The organism is Sphingomonas sp. RS6 (genome assembly GCF_054489705.1).
Map to the genome: position 1 here is coordinate 49,523 of NZ_JBTMWM010000009.1, position 12,859 is coordinate 62,381.

The 12,859-nt window shown below is 64.3% G+C and carries 8 protein-coding genes and 1 tRNA gene; 2 read left to right on the forward strand and 7 right to left on the reverse strand.

All coding sequences use genetic code 11. The features are described 5' to 3' along the window. The first annotated feature begins 89 nt into the window (after positions 1-89). Complete coding sequence (locus tag ACX40Y_RS14880; RefSeq protein ID WP_459120353.1) at positions 90-986, forward strand: SDR family oxidoreductase; 897 nt, start codon at positions 90-92, stop codon at positions 984-986. On the opposite strand, the gene ACX40Y_RS14885 is transcribed toward ACX40Y_RS14880, so the two are convergent. Together ACX40Y_RS14885 and ACX40Y_RS14890 are read right to left on the reverse strand one after the other, a co-directional pair. Then, complete coding sequence (locus tag ACX40Y_RS14885) at positions 983-2,353, reverse strand: sensor histidine kinase (protein ID WP_459120354.1); 1,371 nt, start codon at positions 2,351-2,353, stop codon at positions 983-985. The genes ACX40Y_RS14880 and ACX40Y_RS14885 overlap by 4 nt on opposite strands. Continuing rightward, positions 2,350-3,027 (reverse strand): response regulator, encoded by a 678-nt coding sequence (locus ACX40Y_RS14890; RefSeq protein ID WP_459120355.1) that lies wholly within the window; start codon positions 3,025-3,027, stop codon positions 2,350-2,352. The genes ACX40Y_RS14885 and ACX40Y_RS14890 overlap by 4 nt, the downstream gene beginning before the upstream one ends. Before the next feature lie 142 nt (positions 3,028-3,169). On the opposite strand from ACX40Y_RS14890, the gene ACX40Y_RS14895 reads away from it, so the two are divergent. Next, positions 3,170-3,883 carry a hypothetical protein gene (locus ACX40Y_RS14895; RefSeq protein ID WP_459120356.1) on the forward strand — a complete coding sequence of 238 codons (714 nt, stop codon included), beginning with the start codon at positions 3,170-3,172 and terminating at the stop codon, positions 3,881-3,883. 411 nt (positions 3,884-4,294) lie between these two features. On the opposite strand, the gene ACX40Y_RS14900 is transcribed toward ACX40Y_RS14895, so the two are convergent. The 5 genes from ACX40Y_RS14900 to ACX40Y_RS14920 all read right to left on the reverse strand — a co-directional run bounded on the left by ACX40Y_RS14900 (position 4,295) and on the right by ACX40Y_RS14920 (position 12,819). Further along, positions 4,295-5,527 (reverse strand): tyrosine-type recombinase/integrase, encoded by a 1,233-nt coding sequence (locus tag ACX40Y_RS14900; RefSeq protein ID WP_459120357.1) that lies wholly within the window; start codon positions 5,525-5,527, stop codon positions 4,295-4,297. Between the two features lie 196 nt (positions 5,528-5,723). Further along, a tRNA-Thr gene (locus ACX40Y_RS14905) sits at positions 5,724-5,799 on the reverse strand. 139 nt (positions 5,800-5,938) lie between these two features. After that, positions 5,939-8,899, reverse strand: a complete 2,961-nt coding sequence (locus ACX40Y_RS14910) for a TonB-dependent receptor domain-containing protein (protein ID WP_459120358.1) — start codon at positions 8,897-8,899, stop codon at positions 5,939-5,941. 145 nt (positions 8,900-9,044) lie between these two features. Then, complete coding sequence (locus ACX40Y_RS14915) at positions 9,045-11,786, reverse strand: TonB-dependent receptor (RefSeq protein WP_459120359.1); 2,742 nt, start codon at positions 11,784-11,786, stop codon at positions 9,045-9,047. 37 nt (positions 11,787-11,823) lie between these two features. Further along, positions 11,824-12,819: a N(4)-(beta-N-acetylglucosaminyl)-L-asparaginase gene (locus ACX40Y_RS14920; protein WP_459120360.1), complete on the reverse strand. Its 996-nt coding sequence runs from the start codon at positions 12,817-12,819 to the stop codon at positions 11,824-11,826. Positions 12,820-12,859: the final 40 nt, after the last annotated feature.

A 12,859-nucleotide genomic window follows, 5' to 3' on the forward strand; every position in this document is an offset into this window, starting at 1 on the left:
CTGGTGAAGTTTATACCATGATAAAGCCACTACTTTAACAGGAAACGGTATAGGTCGAGAGGTGTCCGCGAACAACCACGAGGTGTCTCATGCGGATATTTCTGACCGGCGCGACGGGCTTCATCGGCGCGCACATTCTTCCCGAATTGCTGGCGGCCGGCCACCAGGTGCTGGGCCTTACGAGATCGGACGCCGGGGCCGGGCGCCTGTTGGCCGCAGGCGCCGAGGCGCATCGCGGCACGCTCGAGGATCTGGGCAGCCTGCGCGATGGCGCGACGCAGTGCGACGCCATCATCCACACCGCCTTCGACCACGACTTTGCCCATTATGTGGAGAATTGCGAGAAGGACCGGCGCGTGATCGAAGCGCTGGGCTCGGTCCTGCACGGGTCCGACCGGCCGCTGCTGATCACCTCCGCCGTGGGCATCGGTACGCCGGCGGACGGCGGGCCCGCGATTGAAGCGGTGTTCGACAGCGCGCATCCGCTGCCGCGCATCGCGTCCGAACAGGCCGGCAACGCGCTGCTCGACGCCGGGGTCGACGTCCGGGTCGTGCGGTTGCCGCAGGTGCACGACACGGTGCGGCAGGGCCTGATCTCCCCCTATATCGATCTCGCCCGCGCCAAGGGCGTGGTCGCCTATGCGGGCGAGGGTGCGAACCGCTGGTCTGCCGCGCATGTGCACGATGTCGCGAGACTCTATGTGCTGGCCCTTGATCGCGGACGCGCCGGCGAACGCTATCATGCCGTTGCCGAGGAGGGCGTGCCGATGCGCGACATCGCGCGGACGATCGCTACCGGCCTCGATCTGCCGCTCGTTTCGCTTTCTGCCGCGGAACTACCCGCACATTTCGGCTGGATGGCCGCGTTTGTGGGACGGGACATGCGCGCTGCCGCCGATTCGACCCGGGCGCGGCTCGAATGGCTGCCGACGGGGCCGGACCTGCTCGCCGACCTCGCGGCCATGGACGATGCAGCCGCACCCTAGGCGCTGCCGGGATCGCTCCATGCAGGAGCTGCCGGTGCAAGCTGGAGGGTGAAGACCGTCCTCCCCGGCACGGAAGAAAGCACGGCCGGGCTGCCGTGCAGCCGTGCCACGCCATCGACCACTGCCAGGCCCAGGCCGGCACCGCCATGTACCTTGCGGTCGCGTCGCCAGAAGCGCTGGAACACCAGCGCCTGCTCCGCGTCCGCAATGCCGGGGCCATTGTCTTCTACCGACAGCTGCCCGCTTTCGGTGACGGCGACGGTGATCTCGGTGCCGCCGGGCGTGTGCTGGACGGCATTCTCGACCAGTGCCCGCAAGGCGCGGTCCAGAAATTGGGGATGCGCCTGGACCGGCACCGGGCCCGTCGCGCCGCCATAGGCGATCGTCTGGCCACGCCGGAAGGCCAGCGGCGCGATATCGGCGACCGATTGCTGGGCCAGTGCCGTCAGGTTCACGGTTTGCATCGGCATGCCCGCGAGCGAATCCAGCTCGGCGATTTCCAGCAGCTGTGCGACGATACCGCCTAGGGCGTCCAGATCCCGCTTGATCCCCTCGGCAAGCAGTGGATCCGCGATTTGCTCGGCACGAACGCGGGCAAGCGTGATCGGGGTGCGCAGCGCATGGGCCGCATCGGCGGTGAAGTCGCGCTGGGTCTGCAGGCTTTCGGTCAGGCGGTCGAGCGCATCGTTCACGCCTTGGGCGAGGGGGCGAACCTCCGTCGGCAATGCCGCAGCCGGCAGCCGGATGTCCGGTTGCGCGGGTGCGATCGTCCGCACCAGCGCCGAGGCGCGCCGCACCGGGCGAAGCGCGGTACGGATGATCCAGGCGTCGACCGCAAGCAGCAACGCCAGCAAGGGCGCGACCACGACGAGCCCGTGGGTCAGGAACTGCCGGACGAGGTCGTCGAGGACATTGGCCGGATGGTCGAGATTCTGCACCACCAGGATCCACAGGCGTTGCCGATCGACAACGACGGGTACGCTGAGGGCTGCGTAATAGGCGTGGCGGGATCGCCGTGTCCGATACACCTCGGTCGTGCGCTGGGGGACGCGCACCGCCAGCTTCAGGGCCGCCGGCATCCCGTCGATCAGCGCGGCGCCCCGCGCATCGGCGACACGAAAGCCAAGGCCGGCCATTTCCAGCCTTGTCCGCGCACCTGCCGACGCCAGTGCCAGTTTCCCGTCGCGAACGATCAGATCGTCGCGGATCGCCATCGCCTCCGATCGCAACGTCTGGCGCTCGAGCCGCTCGGCCGTGGTTTCGAGCATCCAGTAGACGCCGGCGGATACGGCGAAGGCGGTGATCAGCACCGCCACGGCATGCCACGCCAGGATGCGCGACAGCAGCGATCGCGGCGCGCGGATCATGCGGCCGGTCCTGCCAGCATGTAGCCGACCCCGCGGATCGTGACGATTAGCGCGCTCGCGCCGGCATCGGCCAAGCGTCGGCGCAGGCGGTGGATGTACACCTCGACCGCATTCGAACCCAGATCGCCCTCCAATCCGAAGAGCTGCGCTTCGATCTGCGCCTTGGCGACGACGCGCTCGCGCCGCTGGATCAGGATTTCCAGGATCGCCAGCTCCCGCGCGAACAGGATCGTCGGCGCGTCACCGATGCGCACCTCGCGCGTGGCGGGATCGAGGGTGACGTTGCCGCAGGTCACGGGGCGGTCCGCGATCAGGTTGTTTCGTCGCAGCAGCGCCTGGACGCGCGCGATCAGTTCTTCCGGCGCGAAGGGCTTGACCAGATAGTCGTCGCCGCCCGCGCCGAGGCCGGCGACGCGATCCGCGACGCTGCCGCGCGCGGTCAGCAGGATCACCGGCGTGATATCCCCGCGCGCCCGCGCCGACTGGACGACGCCCCGCCCGTCACCATCGGGCAGCCCGATATCCAGGATCACGGCCGCATAGCTGCCCAGTTCCAGCATCAGTGTGGCGTCCTCGACGCTGGCGGCGTGATCGATCGTGAAGCCGGCGCCGGCCAGGAGCGGGCGGAGCATCGCCACCAGCTCCGCGCTGTCCTCGACGATCAGAAGTCGCATGCCGTCTCCGTTCCATCTCCGCCATTGCGGACCCCATCGCACCAGCGCCGTGTAAGGTCCGTGTAAGCGCGATCAACCTAGCGCCGCCGCTTCGGCCACTTCCGGCCGCCTTCGGTAGGAAAGCGCAGCGATGGCGAACCTCATGAAACGCTGGACGGGCGGCGCGCTGCTGGTCGCAATTGCGCTGGCCGGCGCGATTCCGGCAGGCGCGCAGAACGCCCCCACTATCGCCGAGCCGATGGTGTTCGACCTAGTTCGGCCGCTCGGCGCGAAGCGCGGCGAGCTGGAAGTCAACGCGTTGGCGCAGCAGAACCTGTCCGGGCCCGATCGCACGACCGAATGGGCGCCCGAGATCGAGCTGGCGGTGGCGGACGGCTTCGCGGTGGAGCTGGAGCTCCCGCTCGAAGGCCGGCACGTCACCGCGTACAAGATCGGGCTGCAAGGCACGTTCGGACTGCTGAACCAGGGGCGGGGCATCCACGGCGTGCAGTATCTCGGCGTGTGGAATCGAGCGGAGCGGCGCTGGGAAAGCTCGCTGCTGTACGTGCTAGGCAACCGCTTCAACCGGCGGGTCAGCACCCTGAGCATGATCGGCATCGGCGATGTGAGCAGCGCCGGACGCTCCGAGCGCGCGCTGCTGGTCAATCACACGAGCTTCTACGATGCGAGCGACGCGACGACGCTGGGCGTGGAGGTCAATGTGCGGCTCGGGCGCGAGCGGTCGGTGCTGGTGATGCCGCAGCTCCACCAGTCGTTGAAGCCGCGGCTGGACGTGCAGGCCGGGATCGGCGCGACTTGGCGAACCGACGAAGCCTGGCGCCCGCGCGTGGGGGTGCGCTTGGTCCGCCAGCTCTGAGGCATTGCCCCTCGCCAGCACTCTTCGCAGCTATCCCTCAAAGCCAGCGCCATTCCCGCTGGTCCGGCGCCTAAAGAAGCGAGCTGGGCCGCAACACGCAACGATTGTCGGCATTGCGCCGCGAGAGATTGCGGCTGCATTCAGCTGAACCATCGCCAGCTATTTGACCCTCGCGGGCACGACGTGGCGTCGTTCCGCCTCTTGCGACGACCCTGCGGCATCGATCCAAATGGCATCATGAAACGCATTGAGGAATAATCACAAAGGTCGGTGGGGCAAAGGTTCGTGTCCGGGTTTCGGACCGAAATTTTTGGTGGGCCACGAGTGGGCCACGGCATTTTGGGGATTTGAAAAGTGGCGGTTTTCTGGGGTTTCTGGAGGTAGATGTGAGTCCGGCCAGGGCCAAAGCACCTAGCAAGCCATCGCCTCAGGAAAAGGCAGGATAGTCGCCCCGTTGCGCAGGCTATCCAGCAGGTCCGACCACCACTGTGCCATGGCCACGCGTTCCTTCCAGTGTCTGCCGCGATGGTAAGCCGCGCGGACCCTGTCGCTGTCGCCATGCGCCAACGCGCGTTCGATGGCGTCGTAGGACCATTTGCCGGATTCGTTCAGCAAGGTGCTCGCCATCGCCCGGAAGCCGTGTGCCGTCATCTCGTCGCTGGAATATCCCAGGCGGCGAAGTGCAGCGTTGAGCGTGTTGTCCGACATCGGCCGCGTGCGCGACCGCATTGACGGGAACACATAGCCATTTCGCCCGGTGATCGACCGGATTTCCAGCAGGATGGCAATCGACTGGGTCGAGAGTGGGACATGATGCGGCTTGCGCATCTTCATCTTCTCGGCCGGGATGGTCCACACAGCGGCGTCCAAGTCGATCTCCTCCCACCGGGCATGTCGCAATTCCCCAGGGCGGACGAACACATGGGGCGCTAGCTGCAGTGCCCATTTGGTCATTCCTTGGCCTTCGTAGCTGTCAATGGCGCGCAGCAGCTTGCCGACATCCTTCGCTTCGGTGACGGCGCCATAATGCGTGACGGTCGGCGTCAATAACGCGCCACGTAGGTCCCGTGTCGGATCGGACTTCAATCGGGCAGTAGCGATCGCGTAGCGGAACACGGCGCTCGCCAACTGGAGGGTGCGCCGTGCGGTCTCCAACTTGCCGCGCTTCTCGATCTTCCGGATCGCGGCGAGCGCATCGATTGGCTCGATCTCATGGATCGGCATCTTGCCGATCGAGTTGTCGAGCAGGCTGAGGAGATATTCGCTGCGTGACGCGGTTGCAGGAGCCCACGCCCGGTCACCATCACGCCGTCTCTTCGAGCAGTATTCGTTGGCGACTCGGGTGAAGGTAATGTCCGCAAGCGCTTCCCTCCGAAGTTTCTCGCGATGCCGCTCCAGAGCGGGGTCTTTCCCTTCTGCGAGAAGTTCGCGGGCGTCGTCGCGCAGATTGCGCGCGTCGCGCAGGCCTACCTCGGGGTAAGCGCCGAAACTGAGCTTTTTTTCGACGCCGTGGCGCTTGTACTTCATGCGCCAAAGGCGGGAGCCGGACGGCGACACGACGAGAAACAGGCCGAGCTCGTCGTAGAGCTTGTAGGCCTTGTCGCGAGTCTTGGCCTTTCGAATTGCGATATCGCTCAGCGCCATGGTTCGGGCCTTTCGCAGCGAAGCCCGACCGGGTGGGGCCTCATGCCAAATTTTAGGTCCGCAATCTTGGGAAAAGGGCCCCACTTGGCCTTGCGCTTCAGTGGAACTGAACGAGCGATCACGAACCGGACGGCCAAAAAATACCGCAGATTTCTGCGGTTTACAAAGCCGTATGGGATTTCCTGGGATCGAGAAATGGTGCCGGTTGCAGGAATCGAACCCGCGACCTTCGGTTTACAAAACCGCTGCTCTACCAGCTGAGCTAAACCGGCGCCGATACGCTTGCGGCCAGGGCGGCAGCGTATCGGCGCATCTGATCGGTTTGAGGCGCGCGGTCAAGACTGCCGCCGCGCACAAAAAAACGCCCGCCTCCGAAGAGGCGGGCGCAGGCACTTGGGAACGGTTGTTGCGTCAGAAGTTGATCGTCGCACCCACGGCGATCTGACGGCCGAGCGAATCGTAGCGCGCCGACAGCGTGTTGCTGCGCGACAGGCCGTAATTGTACGAGTTCGCAAGGATCGGCGGCGTCTTGTCGAGGATGTTGTTCGCCGAGACCCGGAACGAATAGTTCTGGTTGACGCGGAAGCTCAGCGCCAGATCGAAATAGTCGTAGGCCGGGATGCGTGCGAACGTCTCACGCTCGCCACCCTCGACCCAGCCGAGCGCCGGATCACCCGAGTTGGTGACGTTGGTCAGGCCGCTCAGGTGGCGCCAGTTGAGCGACGCGCTGAACACGCCGTCCTGGGTGGTGTAGGTGCTGCGCAGCGTGTGGGTCCACTTCGGGATCAGCTGGCCGCACGGCCCGCCGAAATAGCCGCCCGCGCAGTTATACTTGGCGAGGATCGGCGAATCCTGCCCACCGAGATAGGTGGCGAGCGAACCCGCGAAGTCGAAGTCGAGGCGACCGGCGCTGCCGAGGCCCAGATTATACTGGCCCTGGAAGTCCCAGCCGTGCGACTTGCTCTTGTAATAGTTCGTCGTGCCCTGGCGTATATAGCCCGTTGTCGGGTTGTCACCGGGGGTGCTGTACAGCGTGCCATCGGCGTTGCGGACGAACATCTTACAGAAGAAGTCGCTGCCGGTGGCGGCGCAGCCGTTCGAGAAATAGGCGTAGTCGTTATAGCCGATCGAGTCGTTGAGATCGATCAGGAAGCGATCGACCGACAGCGTCAGACCGGGCAGGAAGCGCGGCTTGAGGATGATGCCGAAGGTCTTGGTGTACGCCGTTTCCGGATCGACCGTGAAGCCGCCGCTGCGATAGGTGCAGCCGACGTCGGTCGGGCACAGCAGCGTGGTGCTGCCGTACAGATTGTCGGCGAGACCGGTTGCCGCGCAGACTTCGCGCGAAGCAACGGGTGCGCCATAGTTCGGCACCTGCTGACCCGAAACCGGATCGGTGGTGTACGTCACCGTCGGAGCGCAGATGTCGTTATAGGCGGTGGTGATCCGGCCATAGCTGGTGTTTGCGCCCTGAGCAGCCTCGACGACCGTCGGTGCGCGCTGCGCGCGATTGATCGAGCCGCGGAACGTGATGTCCGGGATCGGCGCCCAGACCGCTTCGGCCTTCCAGGTGGTGAAGGTCTGCGGGTTGGTGCTGTACTTCGACAGACGAGCGGCACCGTTCAGCTGAAGCAGATGGGCGAACGGACGACGCTCCATGATCGGCGCCTGGAGCTCGACCATGCCTTCCCAGACATTCTGGGTGTAGTTGGCATCGCTGCCGCCATTCTGTTCGCGCCAAAGCGCATCGGCGTAGCTCTTCAGATGGTCTTCGCGATATTCGGCGCTGAGCGCGATCGCGACGCCCTGTTCGGCCCAGGGGCTGGTGATGCCATAGGTGCCGAGATCGCCCTGAACCGTGGCGATGCCATCATATAGCTCGGTGAGGTTCGTCGTAGTGCCGTAGGTGCCGTCGACCAGATAGTTGAACAACGTGGTGTTGTTCGTGGTCGAATAGGCGCTGAACGGATCGAAGGGCACGCAGCCATCGGCCGTGCCCGACGCGCAGGTCGGCACGCCGTTGACGTTGACGACGTTGAGCGCCTTGTTGATGCGATCGAACGACGGCAGCGCCCAGCTGGTATCCTGCTGGTTGCGAGCATAAACGCCGCCGACGTCATAGCTCCAGCCCTCGGCGATATTGCCGCGGACGCCGCCGCTGACGCGGGTGCCTTCGTTGACGTAACGGTCTTCGAGGTCCGGCACGCCGCTAAAGCGATAGCGCAGTTCGATCGGAACCATCGTGGAGGTGCCGGCCGCCGAGCCGCAGATCGTCTGTGCTTGCGAGCTCGACAGGAACGGGTTGTCGCAGTTCACCTGATAGGGCGTGTCGCCATAGGCGGTGTAGCTGTAAACGCGTGCCGGATAGAGGTTGGCCGACTTGTCGCGGAACCACATCGCATTGGCATAGACGGTCGCCGCGTCCGAAATTTCGTACGAGGCATAGCCGCCGGCGTTCCAGCGCTCCGAGCGACGCTGGAAGGAATAGCCGTCATACGGATTGGTTGCGACGGCGCTGCTGTACGGCACGAAGGTGCGCGAGCCGTCCGGATTGTTGACATACTGGTTGCCCGACGCGGCGCCGGTACGCGGCGAGACATAGCCGGTCTGCGTGTAGGTGGAGATCGTGCAGGTCAACGGGCCGTCGACCGTCGATTGGACGAGCTGGCAACCCGAGGTCTCACGCGCGTCATAGGGGACCAGGTCCGCCTTGCGGTAGTTCACATAGCCCGAGAGGTGCAGACGATCTTCGAACAGCTTCTTGCCGGCCGCGATCGACAGGTCGGCACGGCCGCCATCGGTGACGAAGCTGTGGCTCGGCTGCGAGAAGTTGTACTGGCTGGCGACTTCCGAAACCAGGCCCGCCTTGTTCTGGTGGGCGTAGAAATTGTAGTTCGCGTTGAGCTGAACGCCTTCGAAATCGTCGTTCATGATGAAGTTGACGACGCCCGCGATCGCGTCCGAACCGTAAACGGCCGAGGCGCCGCCGGTGAGCACGTCGACGCGCTTGATCAGCGCGGTCGGAATCATGTTGACGTCCTGGCCGTTCATCGTGCCGAGGCGCTTGCCGTCGACGAGGACGAGCGTGCGTTCGAAGCCGAGGTTGCGCAGCTTGATGCGCTGGCGGCCGTCCGAATCCTGATAGTTCTGCTGGCTGTCCGGCGCGATCTGCGGGATGCGATTCAGCACATCCTCGATGTTGACGGCGGCCTGAAGCCGGATCGCCTCCGACGTGACCGACTGGATCGGTGCCGCGGCGGTCATGTTCGGGCGGTTGATGCGCGAGCCCGTGACGATGATCGCGTCGCCGGCATCGGCCGTGCTGGTCTGCGCGCTATCCGTCGACGTCGTCTCCTGCGCAAATGCCGGCATCGCAAGTAGGCCGGCAACACAGGTACTCGCAAGCAACAGTTTGTTCATTCGCAACATAGGTTCCCCTTTGGTGAAGTGATTGGATGCTTTCCTTGTTGAACAGGGCGAGCGCCTACATAGCAGGCGCTCGCCGATGCTCTGGAAATTACATCCGGATCGACGCGCTCAACGAGAATACGCGACCGTTCTTGTAAATCGAGGTTGGTGCGTCCGGCGTGGAGCTGTACTGATAATAGGTTTCGTCGAGCAGGTTCGACGCCGCTGCGGTCAGCGAGATCGCCTTGTTCAGATTATACGAAATCTGCGCGTCGAGCTGACGGTAGGAGTCCGTGTAATCCTGCGACTGCTGGCGACCGAAGCGATAGAAATACTTCGACCGATAATTGTAGCTGAGACGCGCCTGGAACGGTCCCTTCTCGAAATAAGGCGAGAGGGTGTATGTGTCGCGAGACAGGAACGGGAGGCCGGTGGCGGCCTGCGTATCGGCGTCGGCAAAGGTGTAGTTCGCCTGGATGCCGAAGCCCCAGAGCAGGTTGGCGTTGCCCGAGATCGAGAAGCCGGTCACCGATGCCTTGCCGCCGTTCACCGGCCGGCTGATCGAGTATTTCAGCGTCTGGCCGGTAACGGTGTTCGTGAACGGCACGCCATCGCCATCCGGGCCATCGTCAACCTCGTTGCCGATATAGTTCGAGATGTCGCGATAGAAGATTTCGCCGGCGAGGAAGCTGCCCGGTGCGAAATACCATTCGGTCGAGAAGCCGAAATTGGTTGCCGCATAGGGCTTCAGATCGGGATTGCCGCCGCTGCCGGAGCGCGTCGTGTCGTCCAGCGAGATCGATCCTGCGAGATCGCTGTAACGCGGGCGCGCGATCACCTTGGCCATCGAGCCACGAAGAACGACGTCCTCGCCCGCCTGATAGATCAGGTTGAACGCCGGGAGGAAGCGATTGTCGTCGTTGGTCACTCGCGTCAGCGCATAGGTGCCGCCGCTCTGAAGGTAGAAATTCGACTGATCTTCGGTGTGAACGAAGCGCCCGCCGAGATTGCCGCGGAACTTGCCCAATTCGAAGTTCGCCTGGACATAGCCGGCGCCAATCCGCTCCTTCACGAGCCAATAATCGCTCTGCGAAAGGCCGCGATCTATCGAGAAGTTGCCATACTTCTCCAGCGCAGCAATGATCGCGTCCTTGTCCAGCCCGGCGAACGGGATGCCGTTCCCTGACGTGCCGAGGCCGCTATACAGATCGGCGCTGCGGATCGTGGGGTTGAGATCGGCGACGGTGAAGTCCTGATCGGTGTAGATCGCGTTAGAGTAGGTCGTGTTGCTATTGGTGTGATCGACGTAGCGACCACCGAACAGAAGCGACGTGATCGGGCCCCATTCGACGTCGCGCTTGAAGTTCAGCTCGCCGAACCATTCCTTGTCGACAGTGAAGCCGGACTGGGTGGGCACACCGCCGATCTGACGACCGAAGAACGTGGTGCCGTCAGGCGCGGTGATCGTCTCGCCGCCATTGGCGGTATAGTTGCTCAGCCACTTGCTGGCGTCGGTCGCGGGGGAGTCCCAGTTGACGGTCGTGCTCTGGCCATTGGCGCCTGCGGTGAAGCCCTGCTGCGTGCGGAAGTCGAGCAGATATTCGGGATCCTTGCCGCCCGACGCCTTGGTGTAGCCGACATTGCCGGTAACTTCCCAGCCGCCCGGCTTCCAGTCCAGCAGCATGGCATAGGAGTCGTTCTTAACACGCGTACGGCGATAAAGCGTATCGAGCTGGCCGGTCGAGCCGGTGCCGCTGGTGATGCCGCCGAACGTGGCGGAGTCGACGACGCCCGGGCTGCCATCCTTGCCGGCAACCGAGGTTGCGGAAATCAGCCGCGAGCCTTCGTAGCCATAGGTGTACATCGAGTTCGAGACGTTGTCGTAATTGCCGCGGATCACCATCGCGGTGCCGGTGAGTGTCAGATTGTCGACCGGCTTGACCTGGATCGTGCCGTTGAAGCCGATGCGCTCACGTTCCTGGCGGAAATATTCGCGGGCCAGGAAGGAGGCATAGCGGGCGTTGCCGAACGCGGTCTTTTCCGCATCGGTCATTTCGGCTTTGGTCTTGCCGTTGAACGTCGCGGTGTCCGGTGCATTGTCGAGCAGCGCATCGCCGGTGCGATACCAGTAGCTGGCGACGCCGGCGCGGGCGAGCTGTTCCTTGTCGTAGTTGGCGCCGACCAGGATGCCGATCGTGCCGGCTTCGTTATGCCAGCTGTAAAGGCCCGAGCCGCGGAAGCTGCCCTTGTCGGCGCGGTCGTTATATTCATAGCCACCGTTGAAGGCGAGGGTGCCGGGCTTGAGATCGAGCGGCTTGCGCGTGACGACGTCGACGCTGGCGCCGATCGCGCCTTCCTGCAGACGCGCCTCGGGCGTCTTGTAGACGATCGCCTGGCTGATGATCGTCGGCGACAGCAGCGAATAGTTGAAGGTGCGGCTGGAGCGATCCGAAGGGTTGCCGCCCCAATCGGCCGAGGCGATCGAATGGCCGTCGATGGTCAGGCGGTTCAGCGCGGGTTCGACGCCAGCGATCGAAAGCTGTTCACCTTCACCAAATTGGTGATCGACCGTGACGCCTGGCAGGCGCGACAGCGATTCAGCGATGTTGTTATCAGGGAATTTGCCAACGTCTTCGGCGCTGATCACATCGACGATCGAGTTCGCATTACGTTTAGTTTCGATCGAGTCCTGGATACTCTTGCGAATGCCAGTGACGACGATTTCGCTCTGACCGGAATCGTCATTTTGTGCGGTGCTGCTCTGTGCCATCGCCGGTGCGACGTGCCCAAGCGAGAGCGCCAGTGCCGCGACGGCGGCAGAATTCAAAAGCGAACGATTGAAACCCGACATTCGTGTTCTCCCCTTCCCTGACCCGAAAATGCGAAACCTATTTGCCGCCCCCCATCAGGCTGGCTGCGGCCCGAACCACCGTCTCCCCGGAGGGATCGGTAACCGCATAGGTAAATCCCGGCTGGAGCGCGTAGGCGCCCACCCGGCCGTGGTGATCGATCGCGAGGAACGCGACCTGCGCGTCCTTCACGGCATCGCCGCGGAGTTTGGCGATGTGTGCCACCGCCTCTCGGCACGCCGCCATCGGCGACATGCCCGCGCGCATCGACGACACGACCCGAGCCGAGCCGGCGATCCGCGTGACTTCTTCCCCGACCCCCGTCGAGGTGGCCGCGCCGACGCCTGGTTCGACCATCAGGCCGCAGCCGGCCTGGGGCGAATCGCCCACCCGGCCACGCAGCTTGAACGCCATGCCGGAGGTGGTGCAGGCACCCGCCAGCCGGCCGTTCGCGTCGCAGGCGACGATGCCGATCGTGTCATGGTCGAGCGCCGAGCCGCGCTTGTTCTCGATATTGGCGATCGGCTGATACTTCGCCGTTTTCAGCCATTTGCGCCATTCCGCCTCGGCTTCGGGCGTCAGCAGCACCGTTTTCGGAAACCCCTGCGACAGCGCGAACTGGCGCGCGCCTTCGCCGACGAGCATCGTGTGCGGCGTCTGTTCCATCACGCGGCGCGCAACGGAAATCGGGTGGAGAATATCCTCGAGCGCCGCCACCGCGCCGACCTGGCCGCGATCGTCCATGATGATCGCGTCGAGCGTGACATGGCCGTCGCGATCGGGATAGCCGCCAAGGCCGACCGAGTGATTGGCCGCATCGGCTTCGGGCACGCGCGCGCCGGCTTCGACGGCGTCGAGCAGCGAACCGGTGGCTTTCCATTGCAGATAGGCCGCGGCGTTGGCGGCGGCGCCGAAATCCCAGGTGGAGACGATGAAGGCTTCGCGGCTGGCGGGCTTCGCGATGGCGGCACGTGCCGGGACTGCCGTCAATGCGGCGAGACCGATCTTCAAACTCCGGCGTCGAGCGACGTCCATCGTTGCATCCCCTTGTCGGCGCAGCCCCTGCTGCATCCAT